This window comes from Deinococcus koreensis, from assembly GCF_002901445.1.
Taxonomy (GTDB): Bacteria; Deinococcota; Deinococci; order Deinococcales; family Deinococcaceae; genus Deinococcus; species Deinococcus koreensis.
This window is the reverse complement of record NZ_PPPD01000001.1, coordinates 809,218-829,741: the sequence shown is the minus strand read 5'-3', so window position 1 is coordinate 829,741 and position 20,524 is coordinate 809,218. Positions and strand designations below refer to the sequence as shown.

Annotated in this window: 26 protein-coding genes; 9 read left to right on the top strand and 17 right to left on the bottom strand. The window is 69.8% G+C overall.

The window, feature by feature from the left end:
• Positions 1 to 16: 16 nt before the first annotated feature.
• From CVO96_RS03890 to CVO96_RS03845, 10 genes are all read right to left on the bottom strand, one after another.
• A complete protein-coding gene (locus tag CVO96_RS03890) occupies positions 17 to 598 on the bottom strand; it encodes a peptidylprolyl isomerase (protein WP_165795196.1) in 582 nt (193 codons plus the stop codon).
• A 91-nt stretch (positions 599 to 689) separates the two neighbouring features.
• Positions 690 to 1,952 (bottom strand): aminopeptidase, encoded by a 1,263-nt coding sequence (locus CVO96_RS03885; RefSeq protein WP_103310547.1) that lies wholly within the window; start codon positions 1,950 to 1,952, stop codon positions 690 to 692.
• Positions 1,953 to 1,957: 5 nt separating this feature from the next.
• Positions 1,958 to 2,530, bottom strand: a complete 573-nt coding sequence (locus CVO96_RS03880) for a DUF2087 domain-containing protein (protein WP_165795195.1) — start codon at positions 2,528 to 2,530, stop codon at positions 1,958 to 1,960.
• The gene (locus CVO96_RS03875; RefSeq protein WP_103310542.1) at positions 2,527 to 2,739 is read right to left on the bottom strand and encodes a hypothetical protein; all 213 of its coding nucleotides are present in this window, start codon (positions 2,737 to 2,739) and stop codon (positions 2,527 to 2,529) included. The genes CVO96_RS03880 and CVO96_RS03875 overlap by 4 nt, the downstream gene beginning before the upstream one ends.
• 173 nt (positions 2,740 to 2,912) lie before the next feature.
• Positions 2,913 to 3,377: a tRNA (cytidine(34)-2'-O)-methyltransferase gene (locus CVO96_RS03870; RefSeq protein ID WP_103310539.1), complete on the bottom strand. Its 465-nt coding sequence runs from the start codon at positions 3,375 to 3,377 to the stop codon at positions 2,913 to 2,915.
• Positions 3,370 to 3,870 carry a 2-C-methyl-D-erythritol 2,4-cyclodiphosphate synthase gene (ispF, locus tag CVO96_RS03865; protein ID WP_103310536.1) on the bottom strand — a complete coding sequence of 167 codons (501 nt, stop codon included), beginning with the start codon at positions 3,868 to 3,870 and terminating at the stop codon, positions 3,370 to 3,372. The genes CVO96_RS03870 and ispF overlap by 8 nt, the downstream gene beginning before the upstream one ends.
• A 42-nt stretch (positions 3,871 to 3,912) precedes the next feature.
• Positions 3,913 to 4,491, bottom strand: coding sequence for a hypothetical protein (locus CVO96_RS03860; protein ID WP_103310534.1), 579 nt, complete (start codon positions 4,489 to 4,491; stop codon positions 3,913 to 3,915).
• Positions 4,492 to 4,495: 4 nt separating this feature from the next.
• Entirely contained in the window at positions 4,496 to 5,071 is a 576-nt protein-coding gene (locus CVO96_RS03855; RefSeq protein WP_423739358.1) for an IMPACT family protein, read from the bottom strand.
• Between the two features lie 68 nt (positions 5,072 to 5,139).
• Positions 5,140 to 5,727, bottom strand: coding sequence for an NUDIX domain-containing protein (locus CVO96_RS03850; RefSeq protein WP_103310532.1), 588 nt, complete (start codon positions 5,725 to 5,727; stop codon positions 5,140 to 5,142).
• A complete protein-coding gene (locus CVO96_RS03845) occupies positions 5,724 to 7,067 on the bottom strand; it encodes a DUF4403 family protein (protein ID WP_243398150.1) in 1,344 nt (447 codons plus the stop codon). Before CVO96_RS03845 ends, CVO96_RS03850 begins: the two co-directional genes overlap by 4 nt.
• Before the next feature lie 392 nt (positions 7,068 to 7,459).
• Here CVO96_RS03845 and CVO96_RS03840 point away from each other — a divergent pair, with 392 nt between their 5' ends.
• The 4 genes from CVO96_RS03840 to folE all read left to right on the top strand — a co-directional run bounded on the left by CVO96_RS03840 (position 7,460) and on the right by folE (position 10,346).
• Positions 7,460 to 7,879 (top strand): secondary thiamine-phosphate synthase enzyme YjbQ, encoded by a 420-nt coding sequence (locus CVO96_RS03840; RefSeq protein ID WP_103310530.1) that lies wholly within the window; start codon positions 7,460 to 7,462, stop codon positions 7,877 to 7,879.
• A gap of 6 nt (positions 7,880 to 7,885) precedes the next feature.
• Positions 7,886 to 8,233 (top strand): hypothetical protein, encoded by a 348-nt coding sequence (locus CVO96_RS03835; protein ID WP_103310528.1) that lies wholly within the window; start codon positions 7,886 to 7,888, stop codon positions 8,231 to 8,233.
• A gap of 153 nt (positions 8,234 to 8,386) precedes the next feature.
• A complete protein-coding gene (locus CVO96_RS03830; RefSeq protein WP_103310526.1) occupies positions 8,387 to 9,604 on the top strand; it encodes an adenylosuccinate synthase in 1,218 nt (405 codons plus the stop codon).
• Positions 9,605 to 9,734: 130 nt separating this feature from the next.
• The gene (gene folE / locus CVO96_RS03825; RefSeq protein ID WP_165795194.1) at positions 9,735 to 10,346 is read left to right on the top strand and encodes a GTP cyclohydrolase I FolE; all 612 of its coding nucleotides are present in this window, start codon (positions 9,735 to 9,737) and stop codon (positions 10,344 to 10,346) included.
• A gap of 64 nt (positions 10,347 to 10,410) precedes the next feature.
• Here the strand turns inward: folE and glmU are convergent, their stop codons facing one another.
• The 4 genes from glmU to CVO96_RS03805 form a co-directional block, all read right to left on the bottom strand.
• Positions 10,411 to 11,859 carry a bifunctional UDP-N-acetylglucosamine diphosphorylase/glucosamine-1-phosphate N-acetyltransferase GlmU gene (gene glmU, locus CVO96_RS03820; RefSeq protein ID WP_103310522.1) on the bottom strand — a complete coding sequence of 483 codons (1,449 nt, stop codon included), beginning with the start codon at positions 11,857 to 11,859 and terminating at the stop codon, positions 10,411 to 10,413.
• An 82-nt stretch (positions 11,860 to 11,941) separates the two neighbouring features.
• On the bottom strand, positions 11,942 to 12,898 hold the full coding sequence (locus tag CVO96_RS03815; RefSeq protein WP_103310520.1) for a prolipoprotein diacylglyceryl transferase: 957 nt from the start codon (positions 12,896 to 12,898) through the stop codon (positions 11,942 to 11,944).
• Between the two features lie 144 nt (positions 12,899 to 13,042).
• On the bottom strand, positions 13,043 to 13,816 hold the full coding sequence (gene tatC / locus CVO96_RS03810; protein WP_103310518.1) for a twin-arginine translocase subunit TatC: 774 nt from the start codon (positions 13,814 to 13,816) through the stop codon (positions 13,043 to 13,045).
• Positions 13,817 to 13,823: 7 nt separating this feature from the next.
• On the bottom strand, positions 13,824 to 14,069 hold the full coding sequence (locus CVO96_RS03805; RefSeq protein ID WP_103310516.1) for a twin-arginine translocase TatA/TatE family subunit: 246 nt from the start codon (positions 14,067 to 14,069) through the stop codon (positions 13,824 to 13,826).
• Between the two features lie 482 nt (positions 14,070 to 14,551).
• Here CVO96_RS03805 and CVO96_RS03800 point away from each other — a divergent pair, with 482 nt between their 5' ends.
• From CVO96_RS03800 to CVO96_RS03785, 4 genes are all read left to right on the top strand, one after another.
• Complete coding sequence (locus CVO96_RS03800) at positions 14,552 to 14,830, top strand: Sec-independent protein translocase subunit TatA/TatB (RefSeq protein WP_103310514.1); 279 nt, start codon at positions 14,552 to 14,554, stop codon at positions 14,828 to 14,830.
• An 87-nt stretch (positions 14,831 to 14,917) separates the two neighbouring features.
• Positions 14,918 to 15,469, top strand: coding sequence for a sigma-70 family RNA polymerase sigma factor (locus CVO96_RS03795; protein ID WP_243398149.1), 552 nt, complete (start codon positions 14,918 to 14,920; stop codon positions 15,467 to 15,469).
• Positions 15,466 to 16,206, top strand: coding sequence for an anti-sigma factor (locus CVO96_RS03790; protein ID WP_103310512.1), 741 nt, complete (start codon positions 15,466 to 15,468; stop codon positions 16,204 to 16,206). Before CVO96_RS03795 ends, CVO96_RS03790 begins: the two co-directional genes overlap by 4 nt.
• Positions 16,207 to 16,488: 282 nt before the next feature.
• Positions 16,489 to 17,454, top strand: a complete 966-nt coding sequence (locus CVO96_RS03785; protein WP_103310510.1) for a ferritin-like domain-containing protein — start codon at positions 16,489 to 16,491, stop codon at positions 17,452 to 17,454.
• 66 nt (positions 17,455 to 17,520) lie between these two features.
• Here CVO96_RS03785 and CVO96_RS03780 read toward each other — a convergent pair whose 3' ends face one another.
• Both CVO96_RS03780 and glpX read right to left on the bottom strand, forming a co-directional pair.
• Positions 17,521 to 18,249: an SDR family oxidoreductase gene (locus tag CVO96_RS03780; protein WP_165795193.1), complete on the bottom strand. Its 729-nt coding sequence runs from the start codon at positions 18,247 to 18,249 to the stop codon at positions 17,521 to 17,523.
• 50 nt (positions 18,250 to 18,299) lie between these two features.
• Positions 18,300 to 19,304: a class II fructose-bisphosphatase gene (glpX, locus tag CVO96_RS03775; RefSeq protein WP_103310505.1), complete on the bottom strand. Its 1,005-nt coding sequence runs from the start codon at positions 19,302 to 19,304 to the stop codon at positions 18,300 to 18,302.
• Positions 19,305 to 19,462: 158 nt separating this feature from the next.
• Here glpX and CVO96_RS03770 point away from each other — a divergent pair, with 158 nt between their 5' ends.
• On the top strand, positions 19,463 to 19,978 hold the full coding sequence (locus CVO96_RS03770) for an HD domain-containing protein (RefSeq protein WP_103310502.1): 516 nt from the start codon (positions 19,463 to 19,465) through the stop codon (positions 19,976 to 19,978).
• Between the two features lie 25 nt (positions 19,979 to 20,003).
• Here CVO96_RS03770 and CVO96_RS03765 read toward each other — a convergent pair whose 3' ends face one another.
• Entirely contained in the window at positions 20,004 to 20,453 is a 450-nt protein-coding gene (locus tag CVO96_RS03765) for a hypothetical protein (protein ID WP_103310499.1), read from the bottom strand.
• Between the last annotated feature and the right edge of the window lie 71 nt (positions 20,454 to 20,524).

Below are 20,524 nucleotides of genomic sequence, written 5' to 3'. Positions count from 1 at the left end.
GCCATCCGCCTTCCGCTTACTTCTCGACGAGGTACGCCTTCTCGATCACGTCGGGCGTGCCGCCCATGCCGGGCTGGATGCGGGTCAGGCGGTCGAGGACGTCCAGTCCTTCCACGACCTTGCCGAACACCGTGTGGCGGCCGTCGAGGTGCGGGGTGGCCGTGAAGGTGATGAAGAACTGGCTGCCGTTGGTCGAGGGGCCGGCGTTCGCCATGCTCAGCACGCCCTTGCCGCTGTGGCGGTGGGCCGAGCCGAACTCGTCCTCGAACTTGTAGCCGGGGCCGCCCGAGCCGGTGCCGGTGGGATCGCCGGTCTGGGCCATGAAGCCGTCGATGACGCGGTGGAACTTGACGCCGTCGTAGTAGTGGTGGCGCAGCAGGTAGGCGAACGAGTTGACCGTCACGGGCGCGTCGTCGGGGAACAGCTCGACCACGATGCGGCCCTTGGAGGTCTCCAGCACGGCGCGGTAGGCCTTGCCGGGTTCGATGCCGTCGCCCAGTTCCGGAGCCTTGGAGAACTTGGTCTGGCGCTCGGCGCTCAGGTCGGAGGTGGGCTGGAAGCCTTCAGCGGAGTAGGTGCCTTGAGTCATGGGCGGCATCTTAGTGCATGAAGGCGGGGAGCTCTGAGCTCTGGGCTCTGAGCCGGAACATCTTTCGCTCATGGCCCAGAGTTTAGGGCTCATGCCCCCCTCACACCACCCACTCGCCCCCGCGCATCAGCGGCTCACGGGCGCCGCCCTGCGTGATCCCGTCCACATCGGTATCGGGCGTGCCGATCATCCAGTCCACGTGGATCAGCGAGTCGTTGCCGCCCGCCGCCTGCACCGTCGCCTCGTCGCCACCCTGTACGTTGGTGGGATAACAGCGGCCCAGCGCGATGTGGCTGGCGGCGTTCTCGTCGAACAGCGTGTTCAGGAACAGGGTGCCCGTCTGGGCCACCGGGGCCGAGGCCGACACCAGCGCGACCTCGCCCAGACGCGCGGCGCCCTCGTCGGTCTGGATCAGCTGGCGCAGGGTGGCCTCGCCCTGGGTGGCGCTGACCTCGACCGCCCGGCCCCCCTCGAAGCGCACGCGGATGCCCTCCACGAGCTGGCCGCGCACGCTCAGGGGCTTGCTGGCGACCGCGAGGCCGTCCACCCGGTCGCGGTGCGGCATGGTGAACACCTCGTCGGTGGGGAGGTTGGGCACCGCGCGCACGCCGTTTTTCGCCGTGGCCGCGCCGCCTTCCCAGAGGTGGCCCTGCACCAGCCCCACCCTCAGGTCGGTGCCCAGGCCCGAGCGCAGGTGGAGGGCCGCGTACTGCTTGTCGTTCAGCAGGGTGCACAGGCGATCCAGTTGGGTCAGATGCGCCTCCCAGGCCGCCACCGGGTCGGGCTGGTCGCAGCGGGTGACCCTGAAGATGTCGTCCCAGAGCCGCGCCACCGCCTCGGCCTCGCTCAGCGCCGGGTAGACGCGCGTGGCCCAGGCGGGGGTGGCCATCGCGGCCACCGTCCAGTTCACCTGCATGTTGCCGGTGGCCTCGGCCACGCGTTTGTTGGCCTGGGCGAGCCGTGTGCTGCGCCGCGCGACCCGCCCGGTGTCCACGCCGGCGAGCAGCGACGGATCTTCACCGATGATGCCGATGAAGGCGTAGCCGCCCTCCACCATCGCCTCGCGCTCCTGGGCGTGCCAGGGGGGCACGAAGTCCACCGCCTCGTCGCCGCCGTCCTCGTACAGCGCCAGATCGGTGTGCGGGTCGGTGTAGACCAGCCGCACGTCGCTGGCGCCGGCCCGGTAGGCGGCGCGGGCGGTCAGGCGCGCGAGTGCCACCGCCTCGACCGGCGCGCCGATCCTCACCCTGCCCCCCTGCGGCAGATTCACGCCGGTACGGACGAGCAGTTCGGCGTAGCGGGCGAGTTTCGTCTGGAAGTCGGCGCTCTGGAAATCAGCGCTCTGGAGGTCAGCAGGAGCCATGCCCGTCACTCTAGCGGTCGGTCGGCCGGCGCCCCCTCCACCCGCCGGTACACGCCGCCCTCGCGGGCCAGCAGTCCGGCCTCGACCAGTTCGCGGCGCAGGGTGGCGAAGTCCTCGTGCCAGTGGGTCAGCCGGGCGTTCACCTCGCGTTCGGGGTAGGGCTGGCCGGGCTCGAACAGGGTCGCCAGTTCGCGCAGGATCACGTCGCGCTTCTTGCGCTGGGCAGGAATCCGGGTCAGCCGGCCGTGCTGAATGAAACTCCGCAGCACCCGCTCGCGGTAGGGGTCGGCCGGGGTCGGGGCCGCTGCCTCCCCGCGGATCAGGGCCGCCAGGGTCACGTCCAGGGCAGCGTGGTTCGCGCCGTGCAGGCGGTGGTGGCCGTCCTGGCGCACGGTGGTCAGGCCCGCCCCCTCCAGCGCCGCCAGATGGTGGCTGACCGTGGCCGGGGCGAGGTTCATCAGGCGGGCCAGGGCCTCGCCGCTCAGGGCGCCCTGCCAGGTCAGGCGCAGCAGGCTCAGCCGGGCCGGGTGCGAGAGGGCCCGGAACACGGCGGCGCGGGTGCTCAGCTCGGCGCTCACGGGCTCGCCGGTTCCGGGCGCGGCCAGGGACGTTCCCCATAGGCGGCCAGATGCGCCGCCGCGTAGATGTCCAGCGCCGCCTTGAGGGTCTCGTACCGCGCCTGGGCCTTCGCCAGCGCCGCCGGGTCGCCGCCCGCCCGGGCCAGCCGCACATCCCGCTCGGCGTTGGTGAACAGCCCTGCCATGACCTGCCGGTAGTGGTCGTTCATCCGCTCACGCCGCTGCGCCGCCGAATGGTCTGACTCCGCCCCCCCTTGATCCGCTGGACACCCTGCTGACTCCTCGGACATTTCGATCCTCCTCGAATCATTTTAAGTATTCGGGAGGTCATCAAAATCAGCCAGATGGCGGAGGGGGCGGGCTTCTCAGTGCCGACGGCTTCCTACCAGCCCTCGATCTGCCGGCCCGCCTCGAAGGCCGCCACCCCCGCCGCCACCGACAGGTTCAGGGAACGGCCCCCGCCCGGCTGCGGCAGCTTCAGGCGCGGCAGCGAGTCGCGCAGCCATGCCGGCAGCCCGCGCGACTCGGGGCCGAACAGCAGATAATCGCCGCGCTGGAAGCCGGCCCGGGTGTGGAAGGTCTGCGCGTGGGTGGAAAAGGCCCAGACCCGCGCGCCCGGCGCCAGGGTGCCCTGGAAGGCCGTCCAGCTCGCGTGTTCGTGCACCTTCACGCCCTCCAGATAGTCCATCACGGCGCGGCGGAATTCGCGGTCGTGCAGGTGGAAGCCGAAGGGCCGGATCAGGTGCAGGTCGGCGCCCAGCACGGCGCAGCTGCGCGCCACGTTGCCCACGTTGCCGGCCTTCTCGGGCTCGAACAGCACGACGTGGAGGAGGGGCGGCTCAGCCATCCACCCGCCCCAGCAGCACGGTCACCCGCGTCTGCACGTGCGCGGGCGCCAGGCCCTCCGAGGTCTTGAAGCTCACGCCGACCTCAGATTCAGGCAGCGTCAGCAGCGCCGCCACGGAGCGCGCGATCTGGGGGCGCAGCGGCCCCAGCTTCGGCCGGTCGAGCGTGACCACCAGCGCCACGTTCACCGGCGCGTATCCGCGCCCTTGCACCAGCTCCAGCGCCCGCGTCAGGATCAGCCGCGAGTCCAGGCCCTGCCACGTGGCGTCGGTATCCGGAAAATACTGGCCGATGTCGCCCAGCGCGAGCCCCGAGAGCAGCGCGTCGGCCACGGCGTGCAGGACGGCGTCGCCATCGGAGTGCGCCACGGCGCCAGCTTCGGCCTGCGGCACGGGCACGCCGCCCAGGATCAGCGGGCGACCCGCTTCCAGCCGGTGCGCGTCCTCGCCGTAGCCGATGCGGTAGGGGAGGGTGGATGAGGGGGACGAGGTCATGGGGGAAGGATAGAGCCCGGTCTGTGGGGCCAGCCCGCAGGATCAATCTGCAGACCCAATCTTCAGGGGCGCATGGGCACGCGGGACGCCTGGACGCAGACCCGGTCTCGGGCGACGGTGGGGAGCCGCGGCCCGCCAGATCCGCAGGCTGAACCACGTCCGGGCCTGCACCCGGCCCTCCGTCCAGGCCAGTTCCGCCGTCTCGACATGCTGGCCCGGACTGAGGATCACCCCGAGCTGCTGGGCACAGCCTCTGGGCCGTCCGGGGCGGGTCTTCCAGAGGCCGACCCGGCGCGACTCTGGCCGGGCGGGAACGCCCTGATCGTGCCACCCGGTCGGGAGGTTCAGGCGCCCGGCCTTCAGGCCGTAGACCATGTACTCGGCGCTGCTGGGAACCAGCCCGCCCCCCGGCGCGGCAGTGGAGCCCACCACATGTACCCCCACCCTGACCTGTGCCGGATCGAGCCCGAGTGCCCGCAGGTCACCGTGCAGAGGCGGCCACATTCTCAGCGCGGCGCCCTGGGGAACGGCACTGTCCGCCGCGCGCCCCATCAGGACGTATCCGCTCAGTAGCAGGCCCAGGAGGATCAGGCCCGGCCAGCGCCCCAGACGGATCTTCATGGGCTCAGGGTAGGCCGGCGGGTCTGTCGAAACCTTCACCGACCACCGCCCCGCCCCGAGTCGCGTCCCGCAGCGCCGCCGTAAAGCCCTCCACATCCTCCGGATAGACTCCCACGTCCAGCGTGACGCCGCCTGCCGTGTACCCCTCCTCGCCGCGCTGCAGGTCGTATTCGCCCAGAACGTGATAGAGCGCTCCCAGGTGCTCGAAACCCACCGTGACGCTGAGGGCCACGCGGGGGCGTACCTCGAAGCGTCCGGCCGTCCGCAGGCACTCGGCCGCCGTGCCGCCATAGGCGCGCACCAGCCCGCCCGTGCCCAGCTTCACGCCGCCGTAGAATCGCACCACCACGACCATGACGTGATCCAGGCCCTGCCCCTGAATCGCCCTCAGGATCGGGGCGCCTGCCGTGCCGCCCGGTTCGCCGTCGTCGGAGAAGCGGTAGAGCGGGCCGATCTGGTAGGCCCAGCAATGGTGCGTGGCGTCCGGATAGCGGGTCTTCAGGGCGGCGAGCTGACCCAGCGCCACGTCCGGTGTATCGGCGCGGTCGGCGAAGGCCAGGAATTCCGAGTTCTCGACCACCGCGTCGTGGCGGTGCGGCCCGGCCAGGGTGGTGAAGGGGGCGGGGAGGTATGGATCCAGATCCGGGCTCAGAGCAGCCCCCGCTCCTGCAGGTGGCGCCGCGCGTGCCAGAGCGTCAGGCTGCTGGGGCCGTCCTGGATCTCGCCGGCCTCCAGCATGCGGTAGGCCTCGGCCAGCGGCAGGGTCACGCGCTCGATGGTCTCGGTGTCCTCGTGGGCCATCTCGCCCAGGGTCACGCCCAGCGCCAGGAACGGGTAGAAGGCCACGCCGCTGATGCTGGGCTGCGGGTAGAAGCCCGGCAGCGCCAGCCACTCGGCCGCCACGCCGCCGACCTCCTCCAGCAGTTCGCGCTCGGCGCTGCCCTGTAAGGCCTCGCCGTGTTCCACGCCGCCGGCCACGACCTCGGTCACGGTGGCGCGCAGCGGGTAGCGGTACTGGCGGATCAGCACGGCCTCGCCCTGCGTGGTGACCGGCAGCACGAACACGGCGCGCGGGCCGCGCGGGCGGTACTGGTAGACGGTCTCCACACCGCTCTGCAGCCGCACCCGGTCTTCGTAGACCACCCGGAAGCCCGAGACCAGTTGGCGGGACTCCAGGGTCTCCCAGGGCTGGGTAGCGTCCTCGGTCAGGGTGGCCCAGTTGGGATGGTCGCTCATGGCCTTAAGCTAGCGCCCAAGGCGCCGGCGTCCAACCGGGCCTCCAGCGTGCCGCCCGCCTGCGCCGTGACCAGCAGGGCGTCTGGGGTGGGGGTCACACTCCGCAGGCTCAGCGGGCCCAGGGTGCCGCTCAGGGTCACGCCGGGCACGGGCGAGAAGGGAAGACGCTGCTGGAGGTCGGCGCGGTGGGCGTCCAGCCGGGGGCCGAGGTCGAAGCGCGCGGCCTGCTGCAGATACGCCTGAGCGCGGGAATCCGCCAGCCAGCCGATCAATCGTCCGGAGAGCCCCTCTCTGCGGGTGGTCACGCTCACGCCCTGCAGGGTCACGATCCGCCCGCCGTCGTCCAGGGCCGGCGTGCCGCTCACGTCTACGGTGGCGGGCAGGCGCAGGCCCAGCGGCCCCTCGATCCGCAGCCGCACGGTGACCTTCAGGCGCGTTCCGCTGGGCTTCACGGCCACGTCCAGCACCCGCAGCACGGGGCTGGTGGGCACCGGCAGCGGGAAGGGGCGCGCGGCGGCGTAGGTCGTGGCCAGCCGCGAGAGTTCGGGGTAGGGCGCACTCAGCGGCACGTTCAGGCTCACGCCGCCGGGCGGCAGGTCGGCCACGGTCAGCGGGGGCAGGGGCTGGGCGGCTCCGGCCGGCGCGGTGCCCAGTCCAGCGCTCAGGTCGAAGGTCGCGCCCAGGGTCAGTTTCAGCGCTTCTGGCGTGAAACGCGGCGGGGTCACGCTCAGGGTTCGTGGGCTCACGCGGGCGTAGGCGGGGCCGGCGGCGGCCGGAACCGGCAGCGTCCAGGGCTGCTGCGTTCTGGCCCACAGGCGACCCGCCCGCTCGCGCAGCCGCGCGCCCTCGCGCACGCCGGTCTCCACCCCGGCGGCCACCCGGCTCAGCTGGGCGCGCACCTGTGAGTCCACCAGCGACTGCACGCTGACCCTCACGCCGGGGGCCAGTTCCACGCTCAGCGGGTCTGTCCAGGCGTAGTCGCTGCCCACCCGCACCCCCGCCTCCCACTGCGGCGTCACGGTGGGCGTGAGGCTCAGGGTCACCGTAGCGGCCCCGCCAAAGTCGCGGGTCAGGCCCGTGCCGGTGGCCCTGAAGTCGGCCCGGATCGGCACGCTCAGCAGCAGGCTCGTGCCGTCTGCGCCCGGCTTCACGCTCACGTGCCCCGCCCGCGTGACCGTCCCCGCGAGCCGCACGCTCAGCAGGCCGCCCAAGAACTCGCGCGTCTCGTCCAGCCGGGCAAATTCGGCGGGCACGCGGGCGTTCGCCGCCACCTGCACACCGGCCAGGGGCACGCTCACGGGCAGGGTCAGGCTGGAGGCCGCGTGGGCTGGGGCAGACATCATCGCAAGGCTGAGTATCACAGGCATCAGGGGGCGGAGCAGCTGGGGGCGGGCGCGGCGCATGGGCTCAGGCTAGGGCGGGCAGATGAGGAGGGGGGCTGTGTGCTTCTCCCCCCCACAGGGCAAGCACAACGTCCAAGGGTATGCCCTCGGTACACGGCTGAAGGGCGACCCCTCTGCTTCGCAGCTGTACCAGCCAGTCTGCTTCGCAGCCAGCTCCCCTCTAAAGGGAGCCAGGAAGGGCGTGTCAATCGGCTTTTTCCTTGCCTCCCTTCCAAGGGGAGGTGGCGCGGAGCGCCGGACTCGAAGAGCGCGAAGCGAGGGGTCGCCCGTAGCGTCACCGAAAACACCACTCTGGAACCTTGCGGTTTCTCTCCCGTTACCCTGAACCCATGTGGCTCCACCGTTCCCTGACCCTGAAGCCCGCCCCACGCGGCTTCCACCTGATCACCCGCGAGGTCATGGCCGCGCTGCCGGAGCTGGCGGAGGTGCAAACCGGCCTGCTGCACGTGTTCATCCAGCACACCTCCGCCAGTCTGACCCTCAGCGAGAACGCCAGCCCCGACGTGCGGCGCGACTTCGAGCGCTATTTCAATCACGCCGTCCCGGACGGCTGGGAAAACTTCGAGCACACCCTGGAGGGCGACGACGACATGGCCGCCCACATCAAGGCCAGCGTGCTCGGCGCCAGCGTCATGCTGCCGGTGCAGGGCGGCCGCCTGGCACTGGGCACCTGGCAGGGCCTTTACCTGTGCGAACACCGCGACCGGGGCGGCCCCAGACGGCTCGTGCTGACGCTGACGGGGGAGTGAGCAGAGATGTTCATGCTGCTCTCCTGGCTGGTCGTGGTCATCGTCGCTGCCGTGGCTTATTTGATCGGCAGTCCACCTTCGGCCCGCTGGTTTAGCTTCAGCCTGTACTTCACGCTCGTCAGCTTGGTTGTCCTGCCACTTCTTGCGGTGGGGGCAATCGGCCAAGAGGAGTCTGGCTGGTTCGCCAGTGTGATGCAGGGCCTCTTCACCATTCTGGCGGCCTCGGGAACAGGCGGCATGGCTGTGACGATGAGAAATCGGTTCGGCAGGGGAGCCACTGGGGAATCCCTGGCGTCCTTGCTGGTCGGCACGCTGTATTGCGCCCCTCTGCTGCTGGCTCTGCTGGCCGCCTGATGTGCCAGTCGATTGGCGAGTCCGGGCCACGTAAACAACCCCGGCCCCCCACCCCTGCCCATCCCCTACACTGAGGCACGGTGCTGTGCGCCGTGTTTTTTTTTGCCTCCGGGCAGGGAAGAGCAAGTCTGCGCGCGCAGCAGGAGGGCTGAGATGCCTGGAATTGCAATTGTGGGTGCCCAGTGGGGCGATGAGGGCAAGGGGAAGATCACCGATTTCCTGGCGCCAGAAGCGGAATTCGTGGTGCGTTATCAGGGCGGCGCCAACGCCGGGCATACGGTCACGGCGAAGGGACAGACCTTCAAGCTGAACCTGCTGCCCAGTGGGGTGCTTCACGACGGCACCGTGTCGATCCTGGGCGACGGCATGGTCATCGACGCCGACAAGTTCCTGGAGGAGCGCCGCAACCTGCTGGCGGGGGGGCTGAACCCCGAACTGCGCATCAGCGACCGGGCGCATCTGGTGCTGCCCCACCACAAGTACGTGGACGGCCGCAAGGATTTCGTCGGCACCACCGGGCGCGGGATCGGCCCGGCCTACGCCGACCGGGCGCGGCGGGTGGGCATCCGCTTCGGCGACCTGAAGGACGATTCGGTGCTGCGCGAGCGCATCGAGCGCCTGATGGAAGCCAAGCCGAACTCCACCCGCGACGCCGGCTGGACGAGCGTGGAGATGGCGCTCGCCTCGCTGGCCCCCATCCGCGAGGCGCTGCTTCCTTTCGTGCAGGACACCGGCTCGCAGCTCCGGCAGGCCATCCGGGACGGCCGCAACGTGCTGTTCGAGGGCGCCCAGGCGACCCTGCTCGACCTGAACTACGGCACCTACCCCTTCGTGACCTCCTCCCACCCCACGGTGGGCGGCATCCTGGTGGGCGCGGGCGTGAACCACAAGGCGATCCACAAGGCGTACGGCGTGGCCAAGGCCTTCAACACCCGCGTCGGCCACGGCCCCTTCGCCACCGAGGTGCTGGACGAGGCCGGCATCCTGCGCCTGCGGGGCGACGGCTCGAAGCCCTGGGACGAGTACGGCACGACCACCGGCCGCGCCCGGCGGGTCGGCTGGCTCGATCTGGAACTGCTGCGCTACGCCGTGGAGGTGAACGGCCTGGACGGGCTGGTCATCAACAAGATGGACATCCTGGCCGGCCTGGACACCATTCCGGTCTGCACGCACTACGATTCGGGCGGCCAGCCGGTCATGCGCCAGATGAAGGGCTGGGCCAGCACCGAGGGTGTAGACAGCCGCGCCGGCCTGCCGAAGGAAGCCCAGGCGTACCTCGACCTGATCGAGGAGACGGTGAACTGCCCCGTGGTGATCTTCTCCGCCGGCCCCGCCCGCGAGCAGACCTACGGTGAGGTCAGCTGGAACTGACCCACCGGGCCCCCCTGACCCTGAAAGCTGAAGCTTAGTTGACAGTTGCCGCGAGTGGGCCTGACCTACACTCGCGGCATTCAGATTCATCCGGCGTTCATTTTGGCTGGATGGAGGAAGGAGCCCGACCTTGACCATTGAACCGCTGATCAGTGCCGCCGACGAGAAACAGGAGGTGCCCGGCCTGCGCGCCCTGACCCACAGCTGGCTGGACGCCATCGGCGAAGACCCGGAGCGCGAGGGCCTGCTCAAGACCCCCCACCGGGTCGCCAAGGCCTGGGGCTTCCTGACCGCCGGCTACCACAAGACCCTGCACGACGCCGTGGGCGACGCCGTGTTCGCCGCCGAGGGCAGCGAGATGGTCATCGTGAAGGACATCGAGTTCTACTCCATGTGCGAGCACCACATGCTGCCCTTCTACGGCCGGGCGCACATCGCCTACATCCCCGACGGGCAGATCCTGGGACTGAGCAAGTTCGCGCGGGTCGTGGATCTGTATTCGCGGCGGCTGCAGGTACAGGAGCGCATCACCACCCAGATCGCGGACGCGGTGCAGGAACTCCTGGCGCCCCGTGGGGTGGCCGTGATGATGGAAGGCGTGCACCTGTGCATGGCCATGCGTGGCGTGCAGAAGCAGAACTCCAGCACCACGACCTCGGCCATGCGCGGGCTCTTCAAGGACGACCCGCGCACCCGCGCCGAGTTCATGAGCGCGGTGCAGGTCACGCTGCGAAGCCGCTGAGGACGGCAAAAAGCATGGGGTGGATGTCAACCGGCATCCACCCCACGCTCTTTGCATCCTCGCGTCAGTCCTGACGCCCCAGCCACGCCGAGAGCCACGGCAGTTTCACGTCAACCTTGTCCTTCAGGCCGCCCCAGTACCGTTTCGACCAGCCTTCGAGGTTGCGCTGCTTGCCCCGCGCCACGGCCATCGCGCCCTCGGGCACGTGGTCGTGGACAGCGCTGCCGGCGGCGATGAAGGCGGCGTCTCCGATCTCGCGCGGCGCAATGATGGTCGAGTTCGAGCCGATGAACACGCCCGCCCCGATGCGGCTGGGGTGCTTGTTCACCCCGTCGAAGTTGGCGACGATGGTGCCCGCCCCGACGTTGGTCTCGGCGCCGATGGTGACGTCACCCAGGTAGGCGAGGTGCCCGGCCTTGACCCCAGGCGCCAGCACGGCGTTCTTGGTCTCCACGAAGTTGCCGATGTGCACGGCCTCGCCCAGCACCGTGCCGGGCCGCAGGCGGGCGAACGGCCCGATGTCGCTGCCCGCGCCGACCCGTGCGCCGTCCAGCACCGAATGCGGCTTGACGGTCACGCCCTCGTCCAGCACGCAGTCGCTGACGACCGAGTAGGCGCCCACCGTCACGCCCGCCGCGACGCGGGTCTGGCCGCGCAGGATCACGCCGGGTTCCAGGGTCACGTCGCGGCCCAGCACCACGGTGTCCTCGATGAACACCGTCTCGGGCGCCTGGATGCTCACGCCCGCCGCCATGTGGGCCATGTTGATGCGGCTCTGCAGCAGGGCGCCCAGATCGGCCAGGCCCAGCCGGTCGTTGGCGCCCTGCACCTCGTCCGGGTTGTCGAGCTTGAAGGCACTGGCCTGGGCACCCTCGGCGCGGTAGAGGCCCAGCAGGTCGGTCAGGTAATACTCGCCCGAGGCGTTGTCGTTGGTGATCTGCCGGGCCAGCTCGGGGGCGCGGGCGTCCATGACATACACCCCGGAGTTGAACTCGCGTACGGCCCGCTCGGCCGGCGTGGCGTCCTTCTGCTCCACGATGCGCTCCACGTGCCCGCTGGCGTCCCGGATGATCCGCCCGTAGCCGGTCGCGTCGGGCAGTTCGCCGCTCAGGATGGTCAGGGCGCTGGCCTGCCCCTGGTGGTCGGCCAGCAGCGAGCGCAGCGTGCGGGTCTGCAGCAGGGGCGTGTCGCCATACAGCACCAGCACGTCGGCGTCGCCGTGGGCGTGCAGGGCGTCCACCCCGCACAGGAAGGCGTGGCCGGTGCCCAGCTGCTGCTCCTGGCGGGCGAAGGTCACGCCGCTGCCGGCCAGGGCCGCCTCCACGCGGTCGGCCCCGTGACCGGTCACCACGACCACCTGTCGCGCGCCCAGCTCCTGCGCGGCCTTCACGGCCCAGGCCACCATGGGGCGGCCGGCAACGGGGTGCAGCACCTTGGGCAGCGCCGACTTCATGCGGGTGCCCTGTCCCGCCGCGAGAATGACCACGTCCAGCGGACGATCCGTTGTGTTCATGCTGTTTCACCTGCAGGGAATGTTCTGGGAAAGGACGGTTCTGGAACAGCCGGCGCGGCCCGGTCAGGCGCCGGACGAGGGCTCAGGTCGTGGGCAGCGCTTTGGCAGCCGAGCCGTCGGGCACCAGGAACTGGCCGGTGGCGGCCGAGCGGTCGTCCGGCTTGTTCCGCAGCCTGAGCAGCATGACCACGCTGAGCACGATCAGCAGGGCGCTGATCAGGTGGGTCTCGGTGAACAGGCCGATGCCCGGCGCGTTCAGCCCCTGGTTCAGGTACGTCTTGGGAAACAGCGGGTTCAGGCGGAAGGTCTCCTCCCAGCCGGCCCGCAGCACCGAATACCACAGCCAGAACTGCCAGAACGCCCAGCCGGTCTTGCGCGACCGCAGCCAGAAGTAGGCCGCGACGCTCAGGATGATGCCGATGATGACCCCGTAGAGCTGCGTGAAATGCACCGGCGCCGTCATGACGACCTGCCCGCCGATGGTCTGGCAGTACTGCGACAGATCCATGTCCGGGTTGGCGGCCTTCACGCACACGCCCTCGTGGAAGGCGCGGGCGGAGTCGGGCCAGCGGTAGCCGACCGGCCAGCCCGTCACGCGGCCCACCGTGTCGGTGCCGTTCATGATGTTGCCGATGCGCCCGCCGATGATCCCGAAGGCCACCCCGGGCACGGCCAGGTCGGCGTAGCGGTAGAAGTCGAAGCGGTAGCGCCGGGCGTAGTAGATCAGCACCAGGATGCCGCCGATCAGCCCGCCGTGGATGCTGATGCCGCCGGCCCGCAGGTTCACGATATCCAGCAGGATGCGGGGAAAGGGCGTGCCCGCGAACTGATCCCACGAGGTCAGCACGAACACCAGCCGCGCGCCCACCAGCCCCCACACGATCATCCACAGGATGATGTCGTTGAAGAGATCGACGTTCAGCCCACGCTGCCGGGCCAGGCGGGTGCCGACCCAGACGCCCGCCACGATGCCCAGGGTGATGAGCACCCCGTACCAGGCGATGGTGAAGCCACCGATGTTGAGAAAGACAGGATTCATAAGTCCCGGATAGTGTAGGGCTTCGTTCGGGGGGCATGGGGGGTGGGGGCAAGAGACCGGCGCGCGGCCCCCTTCTGGTGTTCGAGGGGGCCGCGCGGGTCGGCAGTGCTGGGCTGAACAGGGCTGGATTTCCAGGGCTGGACTTCAGGTGCCCAGGATAGGCGTTTCCTCGGGTGGGGGCAGGCGGAACACGCGCGAGAGGATCACGCCCAGCTCGTAGAGCAGGTACAGCGGCACGGCGACCACGAGCATACTGGTCGGGTCAGGCGTGGGCGTGATGATGGCGGCGAACAGCATGATCCCCACCAGGGCGATCCGCCAGCCTTTTCTCAGGAGCACATGGTTCACGAGGCCGATCCGGGTCAGGATGACTGCCAGGATGGGCAGCTCGAAGGACAGCCCGAAGGCGACCAGGAAGGTCGTGACCGTTCCGATGTAGTCCCGCAGGTTGAGGAGTGGGGTCACGCTGCCCGCCAGGAAGTCCAGCAGGAACCCGACCATCGTCGGCAGCACGAGGTAGTAGCCGAAGACCGCGCCAGCCAGGAAGGAGAATCCAGCCCCGATGACGAAGGGCAACGCCCAGCGCCTCTCGTGTGGGTAGAGACCGGGAGCGATGAACCCCCAGACCTGACCCAGGATCAGGGGCAGGGCCGCGGCGAACCCCGCCCAGAAGGACAGGTTGAGCGCGAGGACGAACTGGTCGGTCAGGCCCTGGGTCACGACCTTGATCACACCCAGCCGGTACTGCTCGCTGCCCTGGAGGGGCACCTTGATCAGTTCGATCAGGGCCACGCGGTACTGGAAGGCGATGCCCAGACCAATCGCCAGGAACACCACGCTGATGATCAGCCGCTTGCGCAGCTCGTCCAGGTGGTCGAACAGCGGGGCACTTTTGAGGTCGGTGCTGGGCAGCGTCATGATGGCCTCAGGCGCGGCGGTCGCGGACGTTGTCGGCCACCGGGGTGGCGGTCGGCGCACCCGTCACCGGGTCGAGCGGCCGGCTGGGCACGTCGGTGATGGCCGCCTTGTCCTTGTCGTGATCGGTGGTTTCCTTCTTGAACTCGCGGATGCCCTGGCCGAGCCCCTTGCCGAGTTCAGGCAGCTTGCGGGCCCCGAAGATGAGGGCGACGACGACGAGCAGCAGGATGATTTCGAGTGGGCCTAATGACATGGGTGCCTCCAGGGCGAGAGCGTGGCTTCAGCGTACCTGCTCAGCGTGAAAGGGAAAGTGAAGGGGAATGTCCCGTGAGTCCGGCGTTGCGTCCAGCGGTGCGGCGCCTTCATCCAGTGATATGCCGCTGCGGGCCACACGGATCATTCCACCACCTTAAGTTCGCTTCATCATGTGTCCATCACGCGCTGGGGTGGGGTGCCGGGCGCCCTTGACAGGAGAACTGCTGAAGTTCGATGTATCCAGGCCCAGCGCGCCCGGAACTGACCCGGGATGACTTGCCGCTCGACCTTTTCTCCGGATGGCCCCGATCTATATCCCCCCTCATTCCCACGGCGGGTGGCGGGCGGCCGATCCTGGCAAATGATCCAAGCGGCATCTCCCCGCATATCTCTGGTCAGGCCACCGACCGGGAGCACCACAGACCGGTCGACGCCGCCGCCCGCTTCCTTCTACCCGTCCTCTCCCCCCAGGAGGTTTCCATGCCCAATCTCGGCGCACCTGAACTGATCATCATCCTGCTCGTGGCCCTGGTGGTCTTCGGGCCCCGCAAGCTCCCTGAACTCGGCAAGTCGCTGGGCCACGGCCTGCGCGAGTTCCGCAAGCACACCAGCGGCATCACCGAGGAGTTCAAGGCCGGCCTCGACACCACGCCCGCCCCTGCTCCTGTAATCGCCGCTCAGCCCGTGCCTGTGGCCGCCGCCGCCGTCGCCGTGACCGAGCCCGAGCGCAGCCCCGAACGCGCTCCCCACGTCTCCTGAATCAAGCCACCGGATGAGAAGTCGCAAAGTGGCCTAAGGACGGCGCACATGTGCCCCCAGATGGGTTTGTTAGCCTGAGCGCACCTTATGACCGATGACAGTCTCTTCCTTGATGTGCCCGATGAGACGCTGATGCTTCTGATGGTGGCCCGCAACGAGGAAGCCCTGCGCGAACTGCACCGGCGCTATGCCCGGCTGCTCTACGGTCTGGGACAGCGCATGCTCCGGCAGCCCGACGACGTCGATTCCTGCGTACAGGACGCGTTCATGAACGCCTGGAAACATGCGGAGCGCTTCGATCCGGGGAGGGCCAGGGTCAAGACCTGGCTGGTGAGCATCGCCCACCACCGCTTCCTTCAGCAGCTGCGCGACCGTCCGGAAACGGCCCTGGAACTCGAGGACTGGGACGAACCGACCGCCGCCGCCGATCCGGCGGACCGCATCATGGCCCAGCAGGCGGTGCAGGCTCTGGACGGCTCGCACCGGCAACTGGTGGAGCTGATGTATTACCGGGGCTACACTCACTCTGAACTGGCGACCATGACGGGTCTGCCGCTGGGGACGGTGAAATCAAGATTGCGAACGGCGCTCGATCACATGAGGTCGGCGCTGGGAACGGAAGGAGGGGAAAGAGCGTGAATGTCGACCGGGATCAAGTGCTGGCCAGTGCGTTGGGGCAGCTTTCCCCAGCCGAGGAGGCCGAGGTGCAGGCGGCGCTGAAGGCCAATCCGTCCCTGCAGGCCCAGTGGCAGGCCGATCAGGACGCGCTGAGCCTGCTCCTGGACGAGCTGGATCTGGAGGATGTGCAGGTTCCCGCCGACGCCGAGGATCGTCTGATGACGCGCCTCCGTGCGGAGGAAGGCCAGCTGGCCGGGTCACCCGCCGGGGTTGCTGCCCCCCTGGTCGCGGCCCCGCCTGCCCCCTCCACGCCGCAGCCGGTCGCCCGTCCAGAGGCGCGACCGCTGCCGGAGAAACGGGCCGCCCGTCCGGCCTGGTGGCTGGCCCTGCCGCTCGGCCTCGCCGCTGCGCTGGCCCTGCTGTTCGCGCTGCGCCCCGCGGCCGACCCGCTGCAGCAGTATGCGGGGCAACCCGGCGCGGTGAGCCGTGAGGTCACGGCCGGGGGCCAGACCCTCGGTACCCTGGTACGGCTGAGCGATGGCCGGGTCTTCGTGAAGCTCAGGCGCCCTACAGATACGGGCCGCACCTACCAGTTGTGGCGGATCCAGGCGGGCAAGCCCGTCTCTCTGGGCGTCTTCGGGGAACAGGGGGTGCTGACGTCACCGCTGCCACAGGGCGCGACCCTGGCGGTCAGCGTGGAGCCTCCCGGGGGCAGCGCCCAGCCCACCACCCAGCCGCTGTTCGCCCAGGAGATCTAGATTTTCGCCCGATCCGACCGTCTCCCTGGTACCCGCCCTGCGACCGAATGCAGGGCGGTTTCCGTTCCTTTCGGCCGGGATTCTTTAGGCAGCCTTCACCATTCGCGTCTGGCACGCGGCGCCATGATCCAACCCACGCCCACCCGCTTATGAGCTAGATGCAGGCGCACCCCGACTCTTCTCCGGGATTCCCCTCTGGCCGGACAGCTCCACGGCTGTCCAGTGGTGAACTGCGCCTCCTGTCCGCCCGCACCCGTCGTCTCTTTCTCCGGAGGTACCACCATGAGCCAGAACACTTCTACCCGCCGCAAGTTCCTCGGCATGACCGGCATGATGGGCGCCGGCGCCGTCCTCTCGGGCTGCACCAGCGTGATCGCTGCCAACCCCATGAAGACCAACCTGGACGCCACCATCTTCAACTTCGCGCTGAACCTGGAGTACCTGGAAGCGGCCTTCTACCTGGCCGCCGTGGGTCGTCTGGGTGAACTCGACACCGCCGGTGGTGACAGCAGCAAGGTCATCCTGCCCGCCAACTTCATGGCGGCGGCCAAGAACGGTACCGGCATCGCCGGCATGTCCCCCGCCGTGCGTGCCTATGCTGAAGAAACGGCCAACGATGAGCGCAACCACGTGGCCGTGATCAAGGCGGTGCTCGGCTCCGCTGCCGTGGTGCAGCCCCGCATCGACCTGGGGCCCGCCTTCCAGGCTGCCGGCAAGGCTGCTTCGGGCGGTGCGATCACGGGCTTCGACCCCTTCGCCAACGAACTGTTCTTCCTGCACGGCGCGTTCATCTTTGAAGATGTCGGCGTCAGCGCGTACAAGGGCGCCGCGCGTCTGCTGGTCGACGACAAGCCGGACGGCAACCTGGAGAACGCGGCAGGCATCCTGGCCGTTGAGGCCTATCACGCCGGCATGATCCGCACCCTGCTGTACGCCCGCAAGGACGAGCAGGTCACCCCCAGCCTGAAGGTCTCCGACGTCGTGCAGGCCATCAGCAACTTCCGTGATTCGGTCGACGGCACCGACGACCGGGATCAGGGCATCGTGGGCGGCGCGGGCAACCCCAGCTACGTCGCCGGGGCGAACATCGTGCTCGCCGACAAGAACTCCATCGCGTTCAGCCGCACGCCCCGCCAGGTGGCGAACATCGTCTTCTTCGGTGAGAACACCGCCAAGGGCGGCTTCTTCCCCGACGGCATCAGCGGCAACGCTGTCACGGGCGACTACAGCAAGATTCTCGCGCTGTAAGCCCGACACACAACGTTCCAGCAGACGAGACCGGGGAAACCCTGGTCTCGTTTTCCTGTGCCTGGGTCAGATGCTCCAGCCGCCGTCGACCAGAATCTCCTGGCCGGTGATGTAGGCGGCCTCGTTCGTGGCGAGGAAGGCGATCGCGGCGGCCACCTCCTGGGGCTGGCCGAAGCGCCGGGCGGGAATGCGGGCCGTGAGCTTCTCGGCGTCGGCCGGGGACTGGTGCAGGGCCTTCAGGCGATCCGTGGCGGTGTAACCGGGGGCCACCGTGTTGCAGGTCACGCCGTCGGCGGCGACCTCCAGCGCCAGGGTTCGCAGATGGTTGGTCACGGCGGCGCGCATGGCGTTGCTCACGGGCAGGGTCAGCGAGGGCCGCCCCACGGTGAGGCTGGTGATGGCGATGATCCGTCCCCAGCCCCGCTCACGCATGCCGCCCAGCGCGGCTTCGGCGAGCCGCACGGTGCTCAGGAAGGTGGTCTCGAAGCCGCGCTGCCAGGCCTCGGCGCCCACCTGGCTGGGCAGGCTGGGGGCGGGGCCACCCGCGTTGCTGACCAGGATGTCGATCTCGCCGGCCGCGTCGATGGCCGCCCGAACCCCGTCCAGGGTGCTCACATCGGCCACCACCCACTGCGCGCCGATGTCCTGGGCCGCCCCCTTCAGGGCGTCCTCACCCCGCGCGGCGATGGTCACCTGGGCGCCCAGTTCCCGCAGTTGCCCCGCCGCCGCGAGCCCGATGCCCTTGCTGCCCCCCGTGATCAGGGCGCGTCTGCCATCCAGTCTGAACAGGCTCATATCCGGAGGGTAGCGCGTGGGCCGGCCCCGCTCCATTACACGGCTCTGCCCTACACCCGGATGGTCACGCGGGCCTTGTCGTCTTCCAAATGCACGGAATCGATGAAGCGCACCACGCGGGTGGCGTAGCCCATGACCAGGGTGTGGGTGCGTGCTCCGCCCGCGAAGCGCCGCACGCCGTTGAGCAGTTCGCCGTAGGTGATGCCGGTGGCGCTGAAGACCATCTGCTGGCCCGGCGCGAGGTCGCCCGTCTTGTACACCTTGTGTTCGTCCACGCCCATCTGCCGGAAGCGCTCGCGCATCGCGTCGTCCTCCGCGATGAAGCGGCCCTGGATCTCGGCGCCCAGGCACTTGCAGGCGGCGGCCGAGAGCACGCCCTCCGGCGCGCCGCCCGAGCCCATCAGGGCGTGGACGCCCGTGCCGCGCACCCCGACCGCCAACCCCGCCACCACGTCGCCGTCGCCGATCAGCTTCACGCGGGCGCCGGCCCCCCGCACCCGGCGGATCAGGTCCGCATGCCGCTCCCGATCCAGGATGGTGACCATCAGGTCGTCGACCTCGCGCTCCAGGCTCTGGGCGATCACGTTCAGGTTGGCCTCGACCGGCCAGTTCAGGTTGACCTTGCCGGCGGCGGGCGGCGGCACGATCAGCTTGTCCATGTAGCAGTCGGGCGCGTGCATCAGGCCGCCGCGTTCCGAGAGCGCGATCACGGCCAGCCCGTTGGGCAGCCCCTTGGCGGTCACGGCCGTGCCCTCGACCGGATCGACCGCGATGTCCACCTCGTACTGCCCGGAGCCCACCTGCTCGCCGATGTACAGCATGGGCGCCTCGTCCATCTCGCCCTCCCCGATCACCACGGTGCCCCGGATGTCCAGGGAGTTGAGCAGCTCCCGCATGGCCTCGGTGCCCGCGCCGTCGACCGCGTTCTTGTCGCCCAGGCCCAGGAAGCGGCTGGCCGCCAGCGCCGCGCCCTCCGTGACCCGCGCGGTTTCCAGCACCAGCGCGTGCTCGAAACTCTGGGTGGGGGTGCTGGCCGTCTGCCGCTTGGCTGTCATGGCCTGAACGTAACACGGCCCGGGGGCCCGGTTCCGGCTGGGAGCGGTTCCACAGCTGTTACCCACCGGGGGAGATGGGCACTGCGGGGCCGGCGGTGGCCGTGCCCGGGTGTCTGTGCCCAGGCCCTGTGCATGGGCTCAGGGCTTATGCTCAGGGAATGCTGCACCGCCGCCTGCTCCTTCGCCTGCGGCGCAAAGCGCTGGGGTACGCGGCCAAGGCCCGCCGCCTGCGGCGAAGCGTCCGCGAGGACAGCGCCCACCCGGACGACCGCTGGGCGCTCACCCACCTGACCCCCGAGGAGCGGCGGGTCTACCTGGGTATGGACGCCCGCGACCGCGAGCACGCCTGCCGCGTGACCCGCCATCTGCTGAGCGACCACCCGGATGCCGAGCCCGAGGTGATCGCCGCCGCGCTGCTGCACGACTGCGGCAAGAGCCTGCGCCCCTACCGCGTGGCCGAGCGCGTGCTGGTGGGTCTGATCCCCAACCGCGTCGCGCGGCTGCTGCCGCCCGTGGGCGCCCTGGGCATCCGCGCCCACCACCCGGAACTGGGCGCCCGGTTGCTGGCGCATGCCGGCGCGCGCCCCCGCGTGGCCCGCTTGGTCGCCCGTCACCACCACCCGGGCGGCGATCCCGAGGCGGGGCTGCTCCACCACTACGACGATCAGGAGTGAGGCAGGCGCCGACCGGCCGGATGTCTCAGGGGGTGGTCGCGCCGCCGACCCGGACATCCCGGTCGCGCAGCCAGAACTCGCGGCCCTGGCGATCCTGCAGGCGGGCCACGACCTGCACGTCCTCACCGGGCTGGATCCCACTGGCGGGGCCGGTCGCCGTGCCCTGGAGGCACATCCGGGCGCCGCAGACCAGCCGGGCGCCGGAGGGCACCGGCGCTTTCCAGACCCCGGCGTCCGTGACCACGAAGATACCCGTGACCTTCAGCGCCGGCAGGGGCGGACGGGCCGCCTGCACGCGCACGCGCACCCGGAACTCGTCGCCCTGGATCGTGGGGGTGGCCTGCGCGCTCACCACCCGGCCGGAGACGTTCAGGGTGGTGGGCGCGCCGAGCAGATCGCCGGTCAGCGGCGGCGTGGGCGCGGAGCCGCAGGCCACCAGACCGAGCGCTGCTGGAACAAGCCACATCCCCCTCATGCCTTCAGGGTAGGGCAGATCGGTGAGACCGCCATGCGGGCCCAGGCGGCAATCTGCTCGGGCCCGTGCCG